The organism is Pseudomonas sp. B414 (assembly GCF_055408445.1).
The window spans coordinates 20472-42699 of record NZ_JBUZTQ010000019.1 but is presented as its reverse complement, the minus strand read 5'-3'; the positions used below and the strand labels follow the sequence as shown (position 1 = coordinate 42699).

Sequence of the window (22228 nt, the reverse complement as noted above, 5' to 3'; positions counted from 1 at the left end):
CCCAAGCGACTGCCTACACACCAAAGAGAACGATCTGATATCTGCGCCCGCTCGAAAAGCCTCTGATAACAAGCGCCCTTAACAAGGGGCCAATAACAAGAAGAGGCTTTCCCTGCTCCCCGGCGGAGGTACGCAGCATGCAAAAAAAAATCAACCACACCACCCTGCCCATACTCGCCATCGGCGCCCTCGGTGGCACCGTGTGCATTCGCAAGGCCCAGCCAGATGCTGGCGCCTCTGCGGCGGCCACGGGCGAAGCACTGCTTGATGCCATTGCGCAATTTCACGAAGGGTTGGATGTGCACATAGAGACCCTGTGCCTGATCCCCAGCGCATCCCTGGACTTCAACGTCTTGCTCGAAGTGCTGCTCTGGGCCCGGGAGCAAGTGAGGCTGGGAGTACAGGGTGTCGTTATCACCCAGGGCACGGACACACTGACAGAAAGCGCATTTTTCCTTGATCTGCTCTGGAATGAGGACATACCGTTGATTTTGACCGGAGCCATGCGCTCCAGCGACCTGCCCAGCCCTGACGGCCCCGCCAACCTGACAGATGCCTCTAGGGTTGCGCTCGCTCCCCAGAGCCGCAAACGCGGCGTGCTGGTGGTCATGAACGGTCAGATCCATCAGGCCCTGCATGTGCGCAAGAACTCTTCAATGGCCCTGGAGGCCTTTGAATCACCGCTGTTCGGCCCCCTCGGGCTGATGGTCGAGAGCCGTGTCTGCTACCTGCGCAAGGCGCCTGTACGCACTGTATTGCCCCTGCCCCGCGCCACCCATCACAAGGTCGCACTGTTGCCAGCCATGCTATCTGCCGATACAGCGATGCTTGAGCATGTACTTGCCCTGGGCTATGACGCGGTGGTGGTCAGTGCATTCGGGGTTGGTCATGTCAGTGTTGAGTGGGCCGACCTGATTGACCAGATCACCACGGAAATTCCGGTTTTGATCGCTACCCGAACCGGCTCTGGCTCGACTGCCGAGGGTTCTTACGGGTTTCTCGGCAGCGAAATTGACCTGATAGACCGCGGCGCGGTGATGTGCGGATTCCTCTGCCCATACAAGGCACGGATCCTGATATGGCTGCTGATCGGTTGCGGGTTGGGCCGCGACGTCGGCAAGCATCTGCAGCGACTGGGCTTCAAGGCGGGTGAAAGCTGAAAAAGCTGCAACATCCCTGTGGGAGCGGGCTTGCTCGCGATTGGATGAGCGCGATCCAACAGCAAAACCGCGCCACCCGTAGCGCTGGCAAGCCAGACTCCCACAGCTGTTTAAAATTTCCTGGCTAAGGCTTATGCGCCCGGGTCAGGTATTCGTGGGATTGCATTTCCAGCAAGCGGCTTAGGGTACGCTGGAACTCGAAGTTCAGGCGTCCGCCGGTGTACAGATCCTTGAGCTCAACCTCGGCCGAGATGATCAGCTTGACGTTACGATCATAGAATTCGTCGACCATGTTGATAAAACGTCGGGCGATGTCGTCGGTTTTGACTTCCATCTGCTCCACACCGCTGAGGATCACAGCGTTGAAAATCTTGCCAAGCTCGATGTAGTCGTTCTGGCTGCGCGGGCCGTCACACAGTTCACGGAAGTCGAACCAGGCCACGTCATCGCAGGTGCGCAGGGCGCGAATGGTGCGGTTTTCAATGATCAGGTCATCATTTTCAATCGCCCGGGTAGAGTTGTGCGTCAGCGCTTTAAAACTCTCGCGCAGGCTCTTCTCGGATTCTTCGTTAAGCGGGAAGTGGAACAACTCCGCCTGTTCAAGGTGACGCAAACGATAGTCGACGCCGCTGTCGACGTTGACGATCTCGGTGTTCTGCTTGATCAGGGCAATGGCCGGCAAGAAGCGCGCACGCTGCAGGCCATCCTTGTACAGACCGTCAGGGACGATGTTCGAGGTCGCAACCAGGGTTACACCGTTCTTGAACAGCTCTTCCATCAGGGTGCCGAGAATCATGGCATCGGTAATGTCCGACACAAAGAATTCGTCAAAACAGATCACCCGCGCCTCATCGGCGAATCGCCGGGCGATGATGGTCAGCGGGTTTTTCTCGCCATTGAGGGTACGCATCTCTTCATGCACGCGCTTCATAAAGCGGTGGAAGTGAGTGCGCATCTTCTGCTTGAACGGCAACGCATCAAAGAAGGTATCGACCAGATAAGTCTTGCCCCGGCCTACGCCACCCCAGAAGTAGAGGCCCTTGACCGGCGTCAGCTCCTTTTTGCCAAACAGCTTGGCGAACACACCCGGCTTGCTCTGTGAGGAGGCAACCAGGTCGTCGTACAGACGCTGCAGGTGACGCACAGCGTTTTCCTGGGCGGCATCGTGGAAGAAGTCCGGGCGTTTCAGATCAACTTGATATCGTTCTAGAGGCGTCATAATTCGTTAGCAAGGCAACAAAAACGGGCCGACACTGTAGCGACGGCCCTGGGGAATGGCAATCAAACCTGAGACGAAACGTCGCACTTTCTCAGTCTTGAGCGGGCACCAGTGCAAGGCGCAGCGCTTCGATTGCCTCATCACGGGCAGCAGCATCGGCAAACGCCGGGCTGTCGGCCACACAGCTGTCGCCCAGCCAGATGCTAAAGCTCAACGCGTCACTGCGCACATCCAGAGGCTCACCCGATTGCAGCTGCTTGCTCACCTGGCCGGCGGTTTTGCCGTCGGCAAAGTTGCGTGACAGTAGCAATTGCTCGCCATCAGCGGCCAGCAGACGGAAACGGAAGCTGCCGTCTTCATCACGGAAGCTGACAAAGCGCGGGCCCTTGGCGGTTTTCTTTTTGCTCGCAGCAGTGGTTTGCGCGGCGCTGACAAACGAGCGTAGGCCAACCGCTTCACGCAGTTCGGTAAGGAAAGGCGCCGCGATCTTGCGGGCTTTTTGTGCGCCTGCCAGCAGGATGTCTTCCATATCGTCAGGGCGCGACATCAAATCGTGATAACGCTCGCGGGATTCGCCCAGCTCGGCATCCAGCAGCTTGAACAGGCGCTCTTTCGCCTCGCCCCAGCCCAGGCCCTGCAACAGCTCGCTGTGGAACTCAGCCGACTGCTCAGGGGTGGAGAATGCCTTGTACAGGGTGAACAGGTGCGAGTTGTCCGGATCTTTCGCTTCGCCCGGCGCGCGGGAGTCGGTGACGATGCGCGAAATGGCGCTTTTCATGTCCTTGGCGCTGCTGAACAACGGAATGGTGTTGTCATAGCTTTTGGACATCTTGCGGCCATCAAGGCCTGGCAAGGTGGCCACGCTTTCTTCGATCAGCGCTTCAGGCATGGCGAAAAACTCTTTGCCATTGCCGAACAGGTGGTTAAAGCGCTGGCCGATATCACGGGCCATTTCCACGTGCTGGATCTGGTCGCGACCGACCGGCACCTTGTTGGCGTTGAACATCAGGATGTCCGCCGCCATCAGCACCGGGTAGCTGTACAAGCCCATGGTGATGCCCGCATCCGGGTCTTCGCCGCTTTCCAGGTTTTTGTCGACCGAGGCTTTGTAGGCGTGGGCGCGGTTAAGCAGGCCCTTGGCCGCCACGCAGGTCAGCAGCCAGGTCAGCTCCGGGATTTCCGGGATATCGGACTGGCGATAGAAGGTCACACGCTCGACATCAAGACCGGCGGCCAGCCAGGTCGCAGCGATTTCCTGACGCGAGCGCTGAATGCGCAGCGGGTCATCGCATTTGATCAGGGCGTGGTAGTCGGCCAGAAAGTAGAACGAGTCGGCATTCGGGTCGCGGCTGGCCACGATCGCAGGGCGGATGGCCCCGGCGTAGTTGCCCAGGTGCGGCGTACCGGTGGTGGTGATGCCGGTGAGGATACGAGTACGAGAGGTCATGGGTAATCGCTTATCAGGCTGCAATCAATTCGAAAGGCGTGGCGCTACCAACTCTTTGAGCTCGGGCAGCTTGCCGTGAAAAAAGTGTCCGCATTCTGCCACTTTCAGCAGCTCATGGGGGCGTGACAGGTCGTTTGACCAGTTATAGACCAGCTGCGGGTCGATCACTTCGTCGGTTTCAGGCTGGATAATCGTCAGCGGGCAGTTGTGGGGCAAGGCATCTTCATCACGCAAACGCATCACCGCAGGGGCGATCATAAACACGTGCTCAAGCTTCTCGCCTTGGGCTTCAAGCCGGCCACCCAGGCTGGCGGCAACAAAACCACCAAACGAAAAACCGAGCAAAGTGATCGGCAAGTCAGGATGCCTGGCACGCAACCAGCGAGCTGCGGCCAAAGCATCGTCCACCTCACCGGTACCCATATCGTGACTGCCTTCACTGGCGCCAGTGCCACGGTAATTAAATCGCAAAGTGATCAGGCCAGCATCGCGGGCAGTGCGTTGCAGGGTAGAAACCACTTTATTCATCATGGTGCCGCCCTGCACCGGATTGGGGTGGCACAGCAGCGCAAGGCCCTTTGGCTCAACAGAATCAAGGTACAAGGCTTCCAGTTGGCCGACCGGGCCATCAATAACTACGGGGGTTTCGCGGGTAAGCAAGAGGGAACTCCGTGACCTCGGATTGGGTCGACTCGTCTAGCTGATAGATCCTGTCTGACATATTTGCGAGTGCATCGCGGTATACAGCGCAGGTCCGAGCCGTTAACGTAAAGCAAAGCCGTTTATAGAGGAAGGACTCGTGGAACACTCGCTCTTGATTTGGTTGTTGCCGACCCTAGCCCTGGTTGCCGGTGTCGCCATTGGTTTTCTGGTCGCTCGTCTGCTGCCTAATGCCGTGCCTAACCGTACGCAGCGTCAGCTGGACGACATCCAGGAACGTTTTGACAGTTACCAAAGCGAAGTGGTTACCCACTTCAATACCACCGCCAATCTGGTGAAAAAACTCACTCAGAGCTATCAGGACGTGCAAGAGCACCTCGCCGAGGGCGCCAATAGCCTGGCCCTGGACGAGCAGACTCGCCAACGCCTGCTGGCTGCCCTGCACCCCGATGTGCCACAACCGCATCGCGAGCGCATCACCCCGCCACACAGCACCGAGCCACCATTGGACTACGCGCCAAAAAGCCCGAACGGCCCTGGCATGCTGGATGAGCATTACGGCTTGAAGAAGTAATTCCTCCAGCCGCACGCCCAATAAAAAGCCCCGCGATCTGCAAGGATCGCGGGGCTTTTTATTGGGCGTTTAGAAACAGGCCTGGTGAACCTGAAAAACCGCAGTGAGGCCATCGCGAGCAAGCCCGCTCCCACAGATCTGCACAAATCTTGTGGGAGCGGGCTTGCTCGCGATGCAGGCGCCTCGCAGGCGAGGTGCGAACTTACGGGTACTGCTGAACCTGGCCAGGCTGCTGGTATTGCATGCCCGGGATTGGCGCCAAGGTGACCTGTACGCGACGGTTTTGCGCGCGGCCATCGGCGGTGGCGTTGCTGGCAATCGGATCGGCCGGACCCATGCCCTTGACTGACAGGTACTGGCCACTGACACCCTGAGACGTCAGGTAGGTCGCCACGCTTTGCGCACGCTGCTGGGAAAGCTGCATGTTGTAATTGTAGTTACCGGTGCTGTCGGTGTAGCCCACGATCTGGATCAGGTTCTGGTTATTGAACTGCTTGAGCGAGTTCGCCAGGTTGTTCAGCGGCTGATAGAAACTTGGCGCGATATTGGCCGAGTTGGTAGCGAAGGTAATGTTGCCCGGCATTACCAGGGTGATGTTGTCACCCTGACGCTGAACCTCTACACCGGTGTTGGCCATGCTGGCACGCAGTGCCGCTTCCTGCTTGTCAGCGTAATAGCCGTAACCTGCAGCACCCAGGCCCGCCACAGCGGCGCCGATCAGCGCGCCCTTGCCACGGTTGTCGTGGTTGATGGCAGCACCGGCCACAGCACCGGCCAATGCCCCCAGGCCACCGTATTTGGCGGTATTGCTCATGCCCGAAGAGGCCTGACCCTGGTTGCTGTCATAGGGGTTAGGCGAAACGCAGCCGGCCAGCAAGGCAACCGCACTTGCAGCAACAATCAAACGACTGGAAATGAACATGGTGAAGCTCCTGATCAATCTTTCTGGGGGCAAAGGCCATTGGCATTAGACCTTTATAGGCGTTTGAACACGGCCAAAGCTAAAAATTCCTTGAGCCGCAAACATTTGCACTCAGCAAACAATAGCCGTCCGATCGCCTGCCCACAAATCCCGATTCAGAACTTCACCCCCACCGTCAGCGCCATAAAATCGCGATCACTGAGGGTGTTGTAGCGCCCGCCAAAGAAGTTGGTGTACGACAGGCTGCTGGTGTAAGTGTTCTGGTACTCGCCATCCAGCCCCAGAGTGATAGCTTTGCGGCCTTCCTCGAAGCTGGCATCGGGGCCAGGAGAGTAGCCACTGACATCATGGGACCAACCCAGGTTGGGCTTGAGGTTCACCCCGGGCAACACGCTGTTGTATTCCCATACAGCGCGGCCACGGTAGCCCCAGGAAGTGGCCGTGGTGAAGCCGTCATTGCCATCGGAACCAAACACCGGATCCCGGCCATAGCGCAGGCCCGACGGGCTATCCAGCCCGCCGACACGGGTCACACCCACTTCACCGGTCACGGTCAGGCGATCGGCGCCCATGGCATTGTCGAAGATATGCTTGAGCGAGGTCTGGAAGCGGGTGATTTCCTTGCGTCGATAACCCTGCACATCGGCGCCCGGCATTACGTTCAGCGGCGAGGCACCCGCCAGGCCGGGCAGCAAGGTGACATTGGCGTACAGCAGGTCGTTGCTGTTGAGTTGCACCGGGGCATTGGGCCGGTAGCTCAACTCGCCCTTCCACGCTGTGCCTGTGGATAACGTGGTGGCGAAGCTCAACCCGTACAGGCGGATATCTTCGGGGTATTCAACGTAATAGCTTGAATTACCGGCCACAATCATCGGCGCCAAAGCACCCGCGCCTGCTGCTGCGTTATAGGCCGACTGCGGTGCGGCGCCCGCACTGAGAATCGGGTCACGGCTGTGGTAGTTCATAAAGTAGGCGCCGAATTCGGTGTCCAGCGGTTCGAACACATAGTGCATGGCCACGCCAAACTGGCCACTGTTGCGCGCATTGCGGTCGGCGCCACGGCGCACCAGCACGCCCTCGCCGTCTACATCGACACCCGCGCCGGTGAGCGCCGCAAGGTCGGCCACATCCAGCGCCGAACGCTTGCTCATCACCCGGTAGTTACCGCTGCAACCGTCAGCCATCACGTCAGACTGGGAGAAAAATGTTCCACAGTTGTCCGCCTCAGACTGTTGCCAGTCGAGCTGATAAAAGGCTTCGGCCGAGAGGTTATCGGTGAGGTTTTGCGAGATATAGAACAGGTTGACCGGCACCAGGCCATCTTTGTACTCGCTGCCCGGGCGGCGATAGGCCGACGGGTCGGTGGGGTTGATTGCATTGATGCCGCCGCCGATAAACGCGCTTTCACCCCAACTGACCACCTGCTTGCCCAGGCGGACCGCGCCGGGCTGATCGGCAATCGCGTAGTTGTGATACACGAACGCATCCAGCAGTTGCCCGCCGGCAGATTGCGCACTGGCCTCGCGGCCGCTGTCACTGATGGGCTTGAAGGGACGGCTATCGTCTTGCAGCTCGAAGTCGTACCAGTACTTGCCGCGCACATACAGGCCGCTGTCGCCGTACTTGAGCTCCAGTGCGTGCATACCGGTGAAGATTTTCGAGAAGGTTTCACCGCGCTTGAAGTTGAGGCGGCCATCGTCGGAGATTTCAGATTGCCCGGTGCCGCCATTGTTGGCGCCAATCAGCTTGCGGTCGGCCTTGGCCGTAGACCAGCTGGCACCGATGGACAGCTCGGAATCGATCTGGCCTTCAACGGCACCGATATTGAAGCTCACGCCCCAGGCGGGCGTCGAAGCGAGGCTGACTGCCAGCGCCAGTTTGGCTCGGCGCCAGAACCGGTTGACTGAGGACATCGATACTTCTCCGTGGGCACACTGCGATAAGCCCGCAAGGATGAAGCAAATCTGAATTTTGACAAGAACAGTGCAGGCTGCACACCTGCAATCTCAGCAACCTCGCCACCCCCTGTAGTCGCTGCCGAAGGCTGCGAGCTTTTAAATCCCAGATCAAAAGCTCGCAGCCTTCGGCAGCGACTACAGAGTCAGCAAGGGTTGCCGAGACAGGAGGGCAAGGGTTAATTCATCTCGGTAAACGCCAGCTTCACACCCAGCGCCACCAGTACCGCGCCCATGGTGCGGTCAAACCAATGGCCCATGCGGGCAAAGCCGGTGCGCACGCGCTGATGGCTGAACAACATGGCCACCATGCAAAACCACAGCCCGGTCGCGACGGCCAGGTACACGCCATAACCGGCCTGGATCGACAGCGGTGTATGCGGGTTGATCACCACGGTAAACAGCGACAGGAAAAACAGCGTCGCCTTGGGGTTCAGGCCGTTGGTCACAAAGCCTGAAGTAAACGCCCCGCGAGCCGTGCGCTCACCCACCGGTAACGCAGCAGCCACTGCCGCCGGGTCTGCAGGTTTGGCGCGCAGGGCCTTGAAGCCGATATACAGCAGGTAAGCCGCCGCCAGCCATTTCAGGGCGTTAAACAGCACAATCGACTGCGACACAATAATCCCGATACCCAGCAGCGAATAACCGACATGGACGAAAATCGCCGTGCCCACACCAAACGCAGTAAAGATCCCGGCGCGGCGGCCATGGGTCACGCTTTCACGCACCACCACGGCAAAATCAGGTCCGGGGCTGGCCACAGCCAGCAAGTGAATCAGGGCAACGGTCAAAAATTCTGTCCAGTACATGCACGGCTCCATTACAAATTGTTTCTTCTGTTAGGCTCGCCACATTACGCCTTCATTTCACCGCACAAAAGGTACAGTTGATGACTAACACTCAGCGCGCCGTATTCCTTGATTACACGTCACTGGATCTGGGCGATCTTGACCTCGATCCGTTGCGTCGCAGCTTCGGCGATTTGCAGTTGTTCTCGGACAGCACCCCCGCGAATGTGGTCGAGCGCCTGCAAGGCGCCAGCGTAGCCATCAGCAACAAAGTCCTGCTCAACGCCGCCACCCTCGCCGCCTGCCCGAACCTGAAACTGATCCTGGTGGCAGCTACCGGCACCAACAATGTGGACCTGGAGGCTGCCCGTGCCCAGGGCATTACCGTGGCCAACTGCCAGGGTTACGGCACGCCGTCAGTCGCGCAACACACCCTGGGCCTGCTGCTGGCGCTGGCTACTCGCCTGATCGACTACAACAAGGCCGTGGCCGATGGCCAGTGGCAGCAAGCCAAACAGTTCTGCCTGCTGGACTTCCCGATTGTCGAGCTGGAGGGCAAGACCCTGGGCCTGTTCGGTCATGGCGAGCTGGGCAGTGCCGTGGCCAAACTGGCTGAAGCCTTTGGCATGAATGTATTGGTCGGCCATATCCCGGGGCGCCCGGCGCGGGCAGACCGCATGCCGCTGGACGAGCTGCTGCCCCAGGTCGACGCCCTGACCTTTCACTGCCCGCTCAACGAACACACACGCAATTTTATCGGTGCCCGCGAGCTGGCACTGCTCAAGCCCGGCGCCTTTGTGGTCAATACAGCCCGTGGCGGCATGATCGAAGAGCAGGCGCTGGCCGACGCCCTGCGCAGCGGCCATCTGGGCGGCGCGGCCACCGATGTGCTGAGCGTCGAGCCTCCACGCGACGGCAACCCGCTGCTGGCAGCCGACATCCCGCGCCTGATCATCACCCCGCACAGCGCCTGGGGCAGCCGCGAGGCACGCCAGCGTATCGTCGGCCAACTGGCGCAAAACGCGCAAGCCTTCTTCAACGGTACAGCGCTGCGGGTCGTCAGTTGATAGACTGCGCCCCTTTTTGAGGAGCAGATTATGGATCCGCGCAGTGAAGTACTGCTTCGTCAGCCTGAATACTTTCAAGGTTCGGTGCTGTTGGTCGGCTTGCCGGCTGACGAACTACTGGGTGAATTGCCCGATGCCCACGGCTGGTGCTGGCATGCCGGTGATCAGGCCGTACTCGACGCCCGCTTTGAAGGGCGTGTGCAGTTCGGCGTAGAAATCCCTGAGCAGGCGTTCGATACCGCGGTGGTATTTCTGCCCAAGTCCAAGGAACTCAGCGACTACGTGCTCAAGGCCGTGGCCGCTCGCCTGCCCGGTGCCGATGTGTTTCTGGTCGGTGAAAAAAAGGGCGGCATTGAAGGCGCATCGAAACAGCTGATCCCCTTCGGCAAGCCGCGCAAGCTCGACAGCGCGCGGCATTGCCAGTTGTGGCAAGTGACGGTGGATAACGCCCCGCCAGTGCCGGTATTGGAGGACCTCGCACAGCATTACGAGCTGGAGCTGGCCGAAGGTCCGCTGAAAGTCGTCAGCCTTCCGGGTGTGTTCAGTCACGGTCGCCTGGATCGCGGCAGCGCCTTGCTGCTTGAGCATCTGGACAAGCTGCCCAGCGGTCATGTGCTGGACTTCGGCTGCGGCGCGGGGGTGCTCGGTGCTGCGGTCAAGCGTCGTTACCCGCACAACAACGTAACCTTGCTCGACGTGGATGCCTTTGCCACGGCCAGCAGCCGCCTGACCCTTGCCGCCAACGGCCTGGAAGGCGAAGTGATCACCGGTAACGGTATCGATGCCGCACCCATGGGTTTGAACTCGATCCTGAGCAATCCGCCGTTCCATGTGGGCGTGCACACCGATTACCACGCAACCGAGAACTTGCTGCAAAAAGCAGTGAAACATCTGAAATCGGGTGGCGAACTGCGGATTGTGGCCAACAGCTTTTTGCGCTACCAGCCGCTGATCGAAGAGCATTTCGGAGCTTGTTCGGTGAAGGCCGAAGGTCAGGGCTTTCGCATCTACAGTGCCAAGCGCCGTTGATACTTTGCAAAAATAAGAGCTTGCCGGATCGGATTTGCCTAGGCAGAATCCGCTCCGTCCTAGGGGAGTAGTCTCCCACGAGCTTCATGCTCGTCCGGCATACGTCAACATACTTGGTCAACAGACCATGGCGTATGCGACCCAGGTGTCCGCACAGACGGACCGGGGTTTGACAAGACCTATGACACGAACACCTTACCCGGGGCGGGAAGGCTGTACGTGTCATAGCCGTGTCGACCCGCCCCTGGAAACCACCTGATGATGCTCGATTCCCTGCTCGTTCCTACTGCAATCGTTGCCTTGGCCGAAATCGGCGACAAGACGCAGCTGCTTGCTCTTATTCTCGCCGCACGCTTTCGCAAGCCCTGGCCGATTATCGCCGGTATCGTGGTCGCAACCCTGGCCAACCATGCCGCAGCCGGTGCCGTAGGCGCCTGGTTCAGTACCTTCTTCAGCGATGCAATGCTGCACTGGATTCTCGCCGCGAGCTTTACCGCTACCGCGCTGTGGACCCTGGTGCCGGACAAGATGGACGATGACGAAGCCAGCACCGCACGCAAGTACGGGCCGTTCGTTACGACCTTGATCACATTTTTTATTGCCGAAATCGGCGACAAGACCCAGGTCGCGACCGTCATGCTCGCCGCGCAATACCCGGACCTGTGGCTGGTGATTATCGGTACCACCCTGGGCATGCTGATTGCCAACGTGCCGGTGGTACTGGCGGGCAACTTTGCCGCTGACAAACTGCCTTTGACCCTGATCCGCCGTTTGGCAGCTACCGCGTTTGTGGTACTGGCCGTGGTGGCTGTGTACAAGGCGATGGTGATCAGCGGCTGGGTGTAGTAACAAGCCAACCCGATCCCTGTGGGAGCTGGCTTGCCCGGCTTCCACAGGAGGCATGAATAGCCGTCAGGTTTTCGGCGCCTGCTGATACAGCGGCATCACCTTCGGAATAGCCGCTTGCAGGGAGGCAATCCGGCTGCTGGAGGCCGGGTGGGTGCTCATGAATTCAGGCGGTGCATTCTGGGATTGCTGAGCCATTTTCTGCCACAGGGTGATCGCCGCATTCGGGTTGTAACCCGCACGCGCTGCCAGCTCCAGGCCAATCAAGTCAGCTTCGTTTTCATTGCTGCGACTGTTGGGCAAGGTCAGGCTGTAGTTCACCACCGTATCGGCCAGCGCCAGGCTATCCTGCCCTAATCCCAACAAGGCGCCAGCACCCTGCTTGGCGATTTCAATGCCATAGGCCTTGGACATCCCTTCACGCCCGTGCTCACGCAAGGCGTGGGCAATTTCATGGCCCATGATCGCGGCAATTTCATCATCACTGAGCTTCAGCTGATCGATTATCCCGCTGTAAAAGATGATCTTGCCACCCGGACCGCAATTGGCGTTGAGTTCGTCACTCTTGATCAGATTGACTTCCCAGTTCCATTGCGCGGAATCCGGACGAAGGACCGGGGCCTGGGCAATCAGTCGGTTGGCGATTACCTGAAGACGCTTGGCATTAGCACTGGTCTTGTCCAGAACACCCTTGGTGCTCGCCTCGCTGACGGTCTGCTGATACGACTGCGCGTACATCTGGTCAACCTGCTGGCTCGACAGCATGCTGAACATGTACTGCTTGCGCTCAACACCCACGGCCCCGCCGCTGGTGGTGTTCACCGCCTGACATCCGCCCAGCAACAACCCGGCGCCCACGGCGCACACTACCGCTAACTTACCCATCAAAGCTCTCCATAAAGATGTTACGCATCGTATCTCAACCCGGCGTCAGGCACTCGGGCGCATTGAGCTTGGGATCATTGACCAGATTGGCCAAAGGACGTTCGCGCAACGGCATCTGCTGGCTGGCAAGCAGTGCCTGCAGCACATGCAGCGGGGTTTGGGGGTCAAGCCAGGCCTGCTGGCCCGCCTCATCCAGAATCAATGGGCGGCGCTGACTGGCGGCAGCCTGGGTAATCACCGCCGTGCTTAGCCAGACATGCCCTTCGACAGGGTAAGCCTCCCAAATACCAGCAAAAAACAGTGAAGAGCCCTCCCCCGGCGTCAGCCAATAGGGGCGCTTGCGAGTAGTGCCGCGCCATTCATAAAAACCGTTGGCCGGGATCAGGCAGCGCCGCTCGCGCAAGGCATCGCGAAACATCGGTTGCTCGGCAACGGTCTCTGCCCGGGCATGGGCCGGGGTACGCGACAGATCGGTCAGCCAGGCCGGGGTCAGGCCCCAGCGCGCCCGCGCCAGCTCACGCTGGCCAGGTTCGGCACCGGCACGCAGGATCAATACCGAGTCATTGGGCGAGATATTCCACTGGGCCTGCTGATCCGCCGGAAACCCCGGCAAGGCTGCAAACGCGGGGTTCCAACGAAACAGGGCAAAACGTCCACACATGGGGCAGCACAACTCTTTTCTATATAGCAGTAAAAAAACTGGCGCTGGTTTCAGCAGATCAGCACATCAGGAAAACTGTCGGGCTCATCCCCGGCTACCGGCGAGGCGGCATTGTACCCATCGATCAACTCCCGTGCGCGGCACGCCTGATCATCGGCAACCGCCAACCCCAGCAACCCCAATGCCGGCAGCTCCCCCGTGCCGCCGATCAAGTCACGCCCCAGCAGGATCGCATCGATGCCTTCACTGGCAAGCATGCCCAGCAACAGCTCGGCTTCCATCAGGTTTTCCGGCTCGTAGATGCGTTGCATGGCCTTGTCCCACTACTCATTTTCGGTATGCACATCGAGCATCCATTCATGACCATCGGTCTGAAGATGGAAAAGGATCGGACGGCAACACACCGGGCAATCTTCAATGTAGCTTTGATCGCCCCCTGAAAGGTCGAGTACCGCTTCTGCCGGCTCGCCACAATAGGGGCATTCATAGCGTTCAGTTTCAAGCATCGCGGTCTCCAGAGTGACTTGTGCGTATAATCGCCCATCTATTAGCAGGGCTAATTGTTGCCCTGCGTACCAACCCTAGCCGTTTCCAACAAGAGAGCATGATGGGCCAATTCGATACCATCCGACCTTACGACGACGCCGAAGTCCCAGCAGTGCTGGCCCGGCTGCTCAGCGACAAGGCGTTTCTAGATATCCTGACCCACTTTCGCTTCCCGCGCCTGGCAGGCGCTTTCGGCTGGCTGTTAAAACCACTTATAGCCCATCGCCTGCGAAAAGAGTTCGCCAGCGTCAATTCGGTTGCATCCTTGCAGGACAAGGTCGAGGTGTATGTCGACCGCACCATCGAGCATGCCACCGACGGCGTGACCTATACCGGCGTTGAGCAGCTCAAGTCCGGCAGCGCTTACCTGTTTCTGGCCAACCACCGCGATATCGTAATGGACCCGGCTTTCGTCAACTATGCGGTGTACCACGCGGGCCTGCCTACGCCGCGCATCGCCATTGGCGACAACCTGCTGCAAAAGCCTTTTGTCAGCGATCTGATGCGCCTGAACAAGAGCTTTATCGTCCACCGCTCAATCACCGGGCGCCGTGAAAAGCTCGCCGCTTATCAACTGTTGTCGGCCTATATAAACCACTCGATCCGCAACGACTGCCAGTCGATCTGGATCGCCCAGGCTGAAGGCCGGGCCAAGGACGGTGATGACCGTACCGACTCGGCCATCCTGAAAATGTTTCATATGAGCCGTAAAGACGAGCCGTTTGCCGAGGTCATTCAGTCGCTGAACCTGACCCCGGTATCGATCAGCTACGAATACGACCCCTGTGACCAGGCCAAGGCCCGCGAGCTGTATATCCGCGCCACCACGGGCACCTACAGCAAGGCCCCGGGCGAAGACGACACCAGCATCGCCAACGGCATTACCGGCTACAAAGGCCGCGTGCATGTGAACTTTGCCGCGCCGATTACCCGGCCTTTCGAAGACAGCAAGTTGCTGGCCGCGGAAATGGATCGGCATATCCTCAGTGGCTATCGCCTGTTCCCGGCGCATTACCTGGCGTATGCGCAGTGGAGCGACGCCGAGCCCGAGCTGCAAGTACCAACCGCCGCTGAAGTATTCGCTAGCGAAGAACTGGCCAAGGCCCAACAGGAATGGCAACGCCGCCTGGACGCCTGCCCTGCCGAGCACCGTCCGTATCTGGTGCTGCAATATGCGATGCCGGTGCGCAACCAGTACCGGATCAAGGCGGGGCTGCCCCTGTAACCTCACCCCAATCTTGTGGGAGCGGGCTTGCTCGCGATGGCATCAACGCGGTCTTCAGGCCAATCGCGTCGCTTGCATCGCGAGCAAGCCCGCTCCCACAAAAGCCCCCACATCAGTTGAATGGTTAAATTGCAGTGTCACCGTATCGTCATGTAGAGAGGCCACTCTGTGGCCCCTCGACACCGACACGGAGCTTGTCATGCTGCACGCAGAAAACCAGGACCGCCTTTATCTGATCGCCCCCAGCGACGAACAGCAGGCGCTGATCGAGGGTTTGGCCTTTAACGTTCAGGACCGCCACTGGCTGGTTTACTGCGCCCTGAGCGGCCACGCCCATGCCGACTTGCCCGAAACCGATTTGTTCACCGGGGTCAGCCGCCTTGAGCTGTATGCCGAAGCAGCCTGAAGTGCCCACACACAAAAAAGCCCGAACTCATTGAGTTCGGGCTTTTTTGTTTTTGCCGGGCTTACTCGCCGAGCAAACGACCGATGGTCGGGTCCTTGAACACACGGGTCAGTGCGTCACTGAGCACATCGCTGACCAGCTTGGTGTTGGTTTCCTGGTTCGGCGCCATGCCGAAGCGCTGATCCAGGGATGCACCATAACGGCCGCTGTAAGTACGGCCGCCGTTCTTCACGTCAGAGCGGAAGGTCGCGCCAATGGTGGCCTCGGTCACGTACATGGTGTCCTTGGGCGACTGGTACTTCAGCTCGGCCAGGGTCACGGTCAGGGTGGGTGCATTCATTGCATTGGCGGTGGGCGTGTAACCCAGCAAACGCACGGCCGCTTCAGCCTGGGCTTGCAGCTTGGGGATCAGGTCGGCACTGCTGACGCTGATCGCGCTGGTTTCAGGGTACATGCCACCACGGGTGCCCAGGGTTGGCGAAGGACGACCGTCCACCACTCGCACCACAACAGGCTGGCCACGACCCACTGGCGCAAGCTGGGTGGTCAGCTTGGGTTGCGGGCTGAGTTGTTGCGGGCTGTGGGCGCAGCCGACCAGGGTCAAACTGGTCACAGTAATCAAACCGAACAACAGGCGTTGCAACATGCTTATCTCTCCAGGACTGGGTAAAACAGGCCGTCAGTATAGGGTGCCGGGCGCCTGCGAACTAGCTGCTTGCTGTCACCCCCCTGTCATCGCCAGTACATCCTGATGTCACCTCCACAGGGCATAGTCGCACTGACTGACTCAACAGGTGCCACCATGAACATGCTCTTATCGCTGTTTGGTTTGAATCGCCCCCAGCGCTGCTTCGCCCGCCTTGATTCAACGGGCCGTTGCCAGGCGTTCAAGCAATGCAAACATCCGCCGGTCGGCGACAATTGGGTCGAAATAGAAGAAATCCGCCTTAACTGGTTGCACCAGGTGCTACCCGCCAACGCCCGTATTGCCTCGCCCGCACGGCGTTCGTCGGCGCAACTGTTGCTGGGCCTCTGATCGGCGCACCAATAAAAGTCATTTAACAGGATCAATTGCCCACGTTTCTTCGCTACAATCTCCCCCCGATTATAAGGACGTCTCCTGATCGGGCCCCGCAGCATCGCTAATGCGCTTGTATTGGCACCCCCAAACCGCCCACAGAGAGCCGCCCACACAGATCATGTGAAGCTGGCGCACTTGAATTTCATTGCGTAATCCCCACTTTCTGCATGGTCTGCCAGAGCTGTCATAACGCTCGGCCCCTGGTTCGGTGCCCAGCTTGCGGCAGCCCTTTTTTGAGGTTCACGTCTTCAAGAGAGCGTGAAAAAAAACGGGTTTCACAACTTCACAAGAGTGTGGCGAGCAAATGAAAAGTTTTGCGTCTGAACATGCACCATTAGCGTCTGAAATTGCTTCACCAAGCAGGATCGAAGTCGGCTCCACAGCACAAGACTGAAGCCTGTCCGCTTACGGATTTGGTTGCACAAACGGACGCTCTAGACCTTAAGTCGAATTGCCTCCAAGGTACTGAAATGCGTTCATACGTACCTCGAAGGCCCGGTCTGGGCGTGCGCTAAAGTTGCAAGAAATTGCGAAGAATCGGACATGGCGATCCTGGCCACGAGTGGCCCTGGGCTTATCAGAACCACGCCCCGGAACACCTGGCAGCTATGCCGTCAATTTGGTGCCGTAGATTTTGGAGACGCGTTAATGGCGCATAACGAAGCAGTCGACGTAGTACTGGTTGGAGCGGGCATCATGAGTGCCACCCTCGCCGTACTGCTCAAAGAGCTCGACCCCGGCATTAAGCTGGAAGTAGTTGAGCAGATGGACTCAGGTGCTGCGGAGAGTTCCAACCCGTGGAACAACGCCGGCACCGGTCACGCTGGCCTTTGTGAATTGAACTACACGCCGCAAGCGGCTGATGGTTCGATCGACATCAAAAAGGCTGTGCATATCAATGCCCAGTTCGAAGTATCGAAGCAGTTTTGGGCCTATCTGGCACAGAAAGGCACCTTCGGTTCATGCAAGTCCTTTATCAGCCCGGTTCCTCACCTGAGCTACGTTGAAGGCGAAAAAGGCGTGTCCTTCCTGAAAAAACGTTTTGAAGTGCTGAGCAAGCACCATGCGTTTGCCGATATGGAATACACCGAAGACAAGGCCAAGATGACCGAGTGGATGCCCCTGATGATGCCGGGCCGCCCTGCGGACCAGCTTATCTCGGCCACCCGCGTGCTGCAGGGTACCGACGTCAACTTCGGCGCCCTGACCCAGCAACTGCTCAAGCATCTGGGCAGCGCACCGGACACCCAGATCAAATACAGCAAAAAAGTCACTGGCCTCAAGCGCAATGGCAGCGGTTGGACAGTGAGCATCAAGGACACCAACAGTGGCAACACTCGCCATGTTGATGCCAAGTTCGTATTCCTCGGCGCAGGTGGCGCGGCCTTGCCGCTGCTGCAGGCTTCGGGCATCGAAGAAAGCAAGGGCTACGGTGGCTTCCCGGTTAGCGGCCAGTGGCTGCGTTGCGACAATCCGGAAGTGGTCAAGCTGCACCAGGCCAAGGTGTACAGCCAGGCTGCCGTTGGCTCGCCGCCAATGTCGGTACCACACCTGGATACCCGCGTCGTAGATGGCAAAAAGTCCCTGCTGTTCGGACCTTATGCCGGCTTCACTACCAAGTTCCTCAAGCACGGTTCGTTCCTTGACCTGCCGATGTCGATCCGACTGGGCAATATCGGGCCAATGCTCGCCGTTGCCCGCGACAACATGGACCTGACCAAGTACCTGGTCAGCGAAGTGCGTCAGTCGATGGAGCAGCGCCTGGATTCCCTGCGTCGCTTCTACCCGCAGGCCAAGGCCGAAGACTGGCGTCTTGAGATTGCCGGGCAACGGGTACAGATCATCAAGAAAGACCCTAAAAAAGGCGGCGTGTTGCAGTTCGGTACCGAACTGGTTGCGGCCAAGGACGGTTCGTTGGCCGCTCTGCTGGGCGCATCACCGGGTGCTTCGGTAACGGTTTCGATCATGCTGGACCTGATCGAACGCTGCTTCGCAGAGAAAGCGACTGGCGAATGGGCGGCCAAGCTCAAGGAAATCTTCCCGGCACGGGAAAAAGTCCTCGAGACCGACGCCGAGCTGTACCGCGAAATCAGCACCCGCAACTCCGAGTTGCTGGAACTGGTTGAGCCACAGAGCGCCAACACCAGCATCGCGTAACACCTGCGCCACAAAATGACGCACAACAAAAAGCCCCTGCACTTTTTTAGAGCAGGGGCTTTTTTGTAACCGCGGGCAGCGCTTTAGCCCATGGTAAACAGCACCCGTGTGCCGCCATTGCGCACAAACTCGTCATCGTCGGCCACCGCAACCAACTCGGCAGCACAGGCAATGGGCACGACCCCGATCGACTTGGCCTGAGCCCAGCGATTGAAGTTGGCGGTGCCCGGCGTGAGATGCCCGAAACCGAAGTGACAGGCCTGCTCGCCCTGGCGGTAGGTAAACACTTCAGTACCCCTCGACACGGGCGGGTAATACAGCAGCTCCTGGCTGGTACGTGGTTCGACTATAAAATCGTGCCCCGCATTTCCGGGATTTGCCAGCCATGAGAAGTCGCTATCCGGGGTAATCGCCCAGGCAGTTGCATTAAAGATCTCGACCTCCAGCACCTCATCGGCTGCCAGCACAGCACAGCCCACAACACTCAACCCAAGCCCGACAGCAAAACTGATGATGGGATTCATTATTTGATTCCATTCCAGTGGGAGTTAACTCATCGTCCTGATGAGTACCTAGCAAGCACTCTTGAGTATTGATCGCCCACACAAAAACGCCCCGAGGCAAAAAGCTCAGTATTTGTAGGGGCTGTCTCTAAAAACAGAATGAAACCTGTAATCGCAGCCTCGTTCCTTCGGCAGCGACTACAAACATCAGGAAACACAGAATTTCAGCGCCCGAAAGGGCGCCAAAAAGGAAGAATCAGACGCGCAATGTTGTTCACTTAAGAGCAACGCTACTCAAATGTGGGAGCGGGCTTGCTCGCGATGGTCTTCAGAGCGCCGCATTTACTCAGTAAATACGCGTCATCGTTAACGACCATCGCGAGCAAGCCCGCTCCCACAGAGGCAACAATCGCTTAAGTGAACAGCATTGGAATCAGACGCGGGCTTTTTCGATCAGCTCGATGTATTCCTCAGCGTTGCGCTGATCTTTGATGATCTCGACAAACGTCTGGCCCTGTTCGTCCTTGCCATCAAGGTCAAAGCCGGCTTCCTTGAAGAAGGTCAGAAAACGCTCAAAGTCATCGATACGCAGGCCACGATAGGCCTTGATCAGTTTGTGCAGCGACGGCGAAGTGGCGTCCACCGGTTCAAAGTCCAGGAACAATTTGACCTGCTCGTCGCCGATCTCGTCACCAATCAACTGCTTCTTGTCTTTACGCATGTCCGGCTCCAGCCTGCTGATACTTCACGGGACCGGCAGTTTACCCAAGGCTCAACGTGCGCGCACGCTACCGGTGTGCAAGTCGGCCCAAATATGGCCGTTGGCATAGGTCAAAAACTGCACATAGAGTGTGTCGTTACGCAGCAGGTCAATCACCACGCGGTATTGGCTCAGCGGGTAGTAAAGGCTCAGGGTTCGGGTCTTGCTGTCGAACGCGGGCTTTTTCAGGCTTTTGCTTTCGCCATCAAAGGTAATCAGCACCTGGCGCACAGTTGCACCCTGGCTCATCGGTTTGCCCTTCAAACGTACCAACAGCGGCGAAGTCACCGGAATCGGCTGCTGATTGGACTGGCGCTGGCTGCCCACCACCACTGAATACGAGGTCACCAGCATCAACTGCTGCTGCTCAGGCACTTCGCTGCGCACTTGCAGATCATCGGCAGGCAGAAATTGCCCGTGCAACAGCGGTGTTGCTACAGGTGCCGCCGCCAGAGGCAGGCTGGCCAGCAGCAGGCTCAGCGCTGCACTGCGAAATAGAAGGCTCATGTCAGGTTCCAGAAAGCGGGAAGCAGCACTCTAGCATGATGCTTGCGCGCCTCTCCTACTGCGTAACCAGTTGCCCCTCGACAATCCGCACATGCCGCGGATGGAAGCGCGCAAGGCTGCTGCGATGGCCCACGCTAACCATGCTCAACCCCGGCAACTGATCGATCAGGGCCTGATGCACCATGGCTTCGTCCTCCTCATCCATGGCCGATGTCGACTCGTCCATATACAGCCAGTGCGGGCGATACAACAGCGCACGGGCAAAGGCCAGCCGCTGCTGCTCGCCCCCCGACAGCAGGCGTTGCCAGTGATTGCTTTCATCGAGTTTGGGGACAAGATGCTCCAGCCGGCAGGTGCACAACACTTGCTCATAGCGCTCAGGTGGATAGCTGTCGCCAGTCTGTGGATAACTCAAGGCATCACGCAAGGTGCCTATGGGCAAGTAGGGTTTTTGCGGCAAAAACAGAGCGCGCTCCTGAGGTAGGCGAATGGCTCCGCCCCCTTGCGGCCAAAGCCCGCCCATGGCGCGCAGCAAGGTACTTTTACCGCTGCCGGAACGACCGCTGAGCATCACGCGCTCACCGCCCTGTACCTGCAAATTGGCGTTATGCAGCAGCGGGCGGCCATCGGCCAGGTCCAGGCTCAGGTCGTCGATCTGTAAAGCCTCGCCCTGACTTCGTACATCAATCGCGGGCCGGCGCAGCTCGTTGTCGGTCATGGCCTGACGGAAGCTCAGCAAACGATCACTGGTGGCGCGCCATGCCGCGAGGGTGACGTAGGCATCGATAAACCAGCTGAAGTTCTCCTGCACATTGCTGAATGCCGAGTTGATTTGCATCAGCTCGCCCAACTCGATCTTGCCCGCAAAGTAGCGCGGCGCCGCCACGATAAACGGAAAGATAATGGCGATCTGCGAATAACCGGCGGTGAAAAACGTCAGGCGTTTTTGCACCTTCATTTGCGTCCAGAAGTTCTTCCAGACCTTATTGAAGCGCGAGCTCAGCCGCTCATGTTCATTGGACTCGCCGTTATACAAGGCAATGCTTTCGGCATTTTCCCGTACCCGCACCATGGAAAAACGCAGGTCGGCTTCGAAACGCTGCTGCTGATTGCTCAAGCCAATCAGGCGCCGCCCGATCAAGTGCGCCAGCCAGCTGCCGACTGCGGCATACAGCAACGCACACCAGAACATATAGCCGGGAATGGTGATACCAAACACTTCGATACTGCCGGAAACGCCCCACAAAATTACCGAAAACGACACCAGACTGACCAGCGTGCGGATCAGGCCCAGGCCGAGGGTAAGGGTGTTGTCGGTGAACGAGTTGATGTCCTCACTGATGCGCTGGTCAGGGTTGTCGGTGTAACTGCCCTGTTCCAGCTGATAGTAGTTTTTGTGCGCCAGCCAGCGCGCAAAGTGCTGCTCGGTCAGCCAACGGCGCCAGCGAATGGTCAGCATCTGAGTCAGGTAAAGCCTGTATACCGCGCCGACAATACCCGCCGCAGCAATGAGCCCGAAGTAGCCGATCAGGCTCCAGAAGGCTGCGCTGTCCTTCTTTTCCAGAGCGTTATAGAAGTCTTTGTACCAGTGATTGATCCACACCGAGATACCCACGCTGACCAGCGACAAGGCAATCACTGCAATCAGCAACAACCACGCCCTGGCACGCTCTTCACTGCGCCAGTAGGGGGTTATAAGGCCCCAGACCCGAGGTATGAAATCCCCACGCACAGCATCATTCACCACAGAGGGCTCAGCGTTCTGATTCATCGTTCAGGCTCGTTTTGGAGTAAAGAGCAACCTGCAAGCCGGTCAGGACGACCGGCCTC

The 22228-nt window shown here is 58.5% G+C and carries 24 protein-coding genes and 1 riboswitch; of the genes, 9 read left to right on the top strand and 15 right to left on the bottom strand.

What is annotated here, in order from left to right; all coding sequences use genetic code 11:
* Positions 1-137: 137 nt before the first annotated feature.
* Positions 138-1160, top strand: a complete 1023-nt coding sequence (locus ACZRMH_RS16540; RefSeq protein WP_464014332.1) for an asparaginase — start codon at positions 138-140, stop codon at positions 1158-1160.
* A 124-nt stretch (positions 1161-1284) separates the two neighbouring features.
* Here ACZRMH_RS16540 and zapE read toward each other — a convergent pair whose 3' ends face one another.
* The 3 genes from zapE to ACZRMH_RS16525 form a co-directional block, all read right to left on the bottom strand.
* Positions 1285-2379 (bottom strand): cell division protein ZapE, encoded by a 1095-nt coding sequence (zapE, locus tag ACZRMH_RS16535; protein WP_464014331.1) that lies wholly within the window; start codon positions 2377-2379, stop codon positions 1285-1287.
* Between the two features lie 91 nt (positions 2380-2470).
* On the bottom strand, positions 2471-3826 hold the full coding sequence (locus ACZRMH_RS16530; RefSeq protein WP_464014330.1) for a tryptophan--tRNA ligase: 1356 nt from the start codon (positions 3824-3826) through the stop codon (positions 2471-2473).
* Positions 3827-3850: 24 nt separating this feature from the next.
* Positions 3851-4486, bottom strand: coding sequence for an alpha/beta hydrolase (locus ACZRMH_RS16525; RefSeq protein WP_464014329.1), 636 nt, complete (start codon positions 4484-4486; stop codon positions 3851-3853).
* 139 nt (positions 4487-4625) lie between these two features.
* Between ACZRMH_RS16525 and ACZRMH_RS16520 the strand changes: the two genes are divergently transcribed.
* Positions 4626-5060, top strand: a complete 435-nt coding sequence (locus tag ACZRMH_RS16520; protein WP_464014328.1) for a Z-ring associated ZapG family protein — start codon at positions 4626-4628, stop codon at positions 5058-5060.
* A 202-nt stretch (positions 5061-5262) separates the two neighbouring features.
* Here the strand turns inward: ACZRMH_RS16520 and ACZRMH_RS16515 are convergent, their stop codons facing one another.
* The 3 genes from ACZRMH_RS16515 to ACZRMH_RS16505 form a co-directional block, all read right to left on the bottom strand.
* Positions 5263-5982, bottom strand: coding sequence for a YiaD family glycine zipper/OmpA-like lipoprotein (locus ACZRMH_RS16515; RefSeq protein WP_464014327.1), 720 nt, complete (start codon positions 5980-5982; stop codon positions 5263-5265).
* Positions 5983-6137: 155 nt separating this feature from the next.
* Positions 6138-7895 (bottom strand): DUF1302 domain-containing protein, encoded by a 1758-nt coding sequence (locus ACZRMH_RS16510; protein ID WP_464014326.1) that lies wholly within the window; start codon positions 7893-7895, stop codon positions 6138-6140.
* 221 nt (positions 7896-8116) lie between these two features.
* A complete protein-coding gene (locus ACZRMH_RS16505; protein ID WP_464014325.1) occupies positions 8117-8746 on the bottom strand; it encodes a LysE family translocator in 630 nt (209 codons plus the stop codon).
* An 80-nt stretch (positions 8747-8826) separates the two neighbouring features.
* Here ACZRMH_RS16505 and ACZRMH_RS16500 point away from each other — a divergent pair, with 80 nt between their 5' ends.
* From ACZRMH_RS16500 to ACZRMH_RS16490, 3 genes are all read left to right on the top strand, one after another.
* Positions 8827-9792 carry a 2-hydroxyacid dehydrogenase gene (locus tag ACZRMH_RS16500; protein ID WP_464014324.1) on the top strand — a complete coding sequence of 322 codons (966 nt, stop codon included), beginning with the start codon at positions 8827-8829 and terminating at the stop codon, positions 9790-9792.
* A gap of 30 nt (positions 9793-9822) precedes the next feature.
* Positions 9823-10821, top strand: a complete 999-nt coding sequence (locus ACZRMH_RS16495) for a methyltransferase (protein WP_464014323.1) — start codon at positions 9823-9825, stop codon at positions 10819-10821.
* 49 nt (positions 10822-10870) lie between these two features.
* Positions 10871-10992: riboswitch (yybP-ykoY riboswitch) on the top strand.
* 90 nt (positions 10993-11082) lie between these two features.
* On the top strand, positions 11083-11667 hold the full coding sequence (locus ACZRMH_RS16490; RefSeq protein WP_464014374.1) for a TMEM165/GDT1 family protein: 585 nt from the start codon (positions 11083-11085) through the stop codon (positions 11665-11667).
* Between the two features lie 66 nt (positions 11668-11733).
* On the opposite strand, the gene ACZRMH_RS16485 is transcribed toward ACZRMH_RS16490, so the two are convergent.
* The 4 genes from ACZRMH_RS16485 to ACZRMH_RS16470 are packed head-to-tail and all read right to left on the bottom strand — an operon-like array spanning position 11734 to position 13719.
* On the bottom strand, positions 11734-12552 hold the full coding sequence (locus tag ACZRMH_RS16485) for a M48 family metallopeptidase (protein WP_464014322.1): 819 nt from the start codon (positions 12550-12552) through the stop codon (positions 11734-11736).
* Between the two features lie 34 nt (positions 12553-12586).
* Positions 12587-13213, bottom strand: a complete 627-nt coding sequence (locus tag ACZRMH_RS16480) for an SOS response-associated peptidase (protein ID WP_464014321.1) — start codon at positions 13211-13213, stop codon at positions 12587-12589.
* Positions 13214-13263: 50 nt separating this feature from the next.
* A complete protein-coding gene (locus tag ACZRMH_RS16475) occupies positions 13264-13524 on the bottom strand; it encodes a putative signal transducing protein (protein ID WP_464014320.1) in 261 nt (86 codons plus the stop codon).
* 12 nt (positions 13525-13536) lie between these two features.
* Complete coding sequence (locus ACZRMH_RS16470; protein WP_086795873.1) at positions 13537-13719, bottom strand: CPXCG motif-containing cysteine-rich protein; 183 nt, start codon at positions 13717-13719, stop codon at positions 13537-13539.
* Between the two features lie 98 nt (positions 13720-13817).
* Between ACZRMH_RS16470 and ACZRMH_RS16465 the strand changes: the two genes are divergently transcribed.
* Together ACZRMH_RS16465 and ACZRMH_RS16460 are read left to right on the top strand one after the other, a co-directional pair.
* The gene (locus tag ACZRMH_RS16465; protein ID WP_464014319.1) at positions 13818-14984 is read left to right on the top strand and encodes a 1-acyl-sn-glycerol-3-phosphate acyltransferase; all 1167 of its coding nucleotides are present in this window, start codon (positions 13818-13820) and stop codon (positions 14982-14984) included.
* Between the two features lie 199 nt (positions 14985-15183).
* Positions 15184-15390 (top strand): hypothetical protein, encoded by a 207-nt coding sequence (locus ACZRMH_RS16460; protein WP_464014318.1) that lies wholly within the window; start codon positions 15184-15186, stop codon positions 15388-15390.
* A 61-nt stretch (positions 15391-15451) separates the two neighbouring features.
* On the opposite strand, the gene ACZRMH_RS16455 is transcribed toward ACZRMH_RS16460, so the two are convergent.
* Positions 15452-16036: a YajG family lipoprotein gene (locus ACZRMH_RS16455; protein ID WP_464014317.1), complete on the bottom strand. Its 585-nt coding sequence runs from the start codon at positions 16034-16036 to the stop codon at positions 15452-15454.
* A gap of 156 nt (positions 16037-16192) precedes the next feature.
* Between ACZRMH_RS16455 and ACZRMH_RS16450 the strand changes: the two genes are divergently transcribed.
* Positions 16193-16426 (top strand): hypothetical protein, encoded by a 234-nt coding sequence (locus ACZRMH_RS16450; RefSeq protein WP_464014316.1) that lies wholly within the window; start codon positions 16193-16195, stop codon positions 16424-16426.
* A gap of 693 nt (positions 16427-17119) precedes the next feature.
* The gene (gene mqo / locus ACZRMH_RS16445; RefSeq protein ID WP_464014315.1) at positions 17120-18628 is read left to right on the top strand and encodes a malate dehydrogenase (quinone); all 1509 of its coding nucleotides are present in this window, start codon (positions 17120-17122) and stop codon (positions 18626-18628) included.
* 83 nt (positions 18629-18711) lie between these two features.
* Here mqo and ACZRMH_RS16440 read toward each other — a convergent pair whose 3' ends face one another.
* The 4 genes from ACZRMH_RS16440 to ACZRMH_RS16425 all read right to left on the bottom strand — a co-directional run bounded on the left by ACZRMH_RS16440 (position 18712) and on the right by ACZRMH_RS16425 (position 22169).
* Positions 18712-19152: a hypothetical protein gene (locus tag ACZRMH_RS16440; protein WP_464014314.1), complete on the bottom strand. Its 441-nt coding sequence runs from the start codon at positions 19150-19152 to the stop codon at positions 18712-18714.
* A gap of 412 nt (positions 19153-19564) precedes the next feature.
* Complete coding sequence (locus tag ACZRMH_RS16435) at positions 19565-19852, bottom strand: PA4642 family protein (RefSeq protein ID WP_464014313.1); 288 nt, start codon at positions 19850-19852, stop codon at positions 19565-19567.
* Positions 19853-19903: 51 nt separating this feature from the next.
* The gene (locus tag ACZRMH_RS16430) at positions 19904-20398 is read right to left on the bottom strand and encodes a hypothetical protein (RefSeq protein ID WP_464014312.1); all 495 of its coding nucleotides are present in this window, start codon (positions 20396-20398) and stop codon (positions 19904-19906) included.
* Positions 20399-20453: 55 nt separating this feature from the next.
* Positions 20454-22169 (bottom strand): ABC transporter ATP-binding protein/permease, encoded by a 1716-nt coding sequence (locus ACZRMH_RS16425; protein WP_464014311.1) that lies wholly within the window; start codon positions 22167-22169, stop codon positions 20454-20456.
* Positions 22170-22228: the final 59 nt, after the last annotated feature.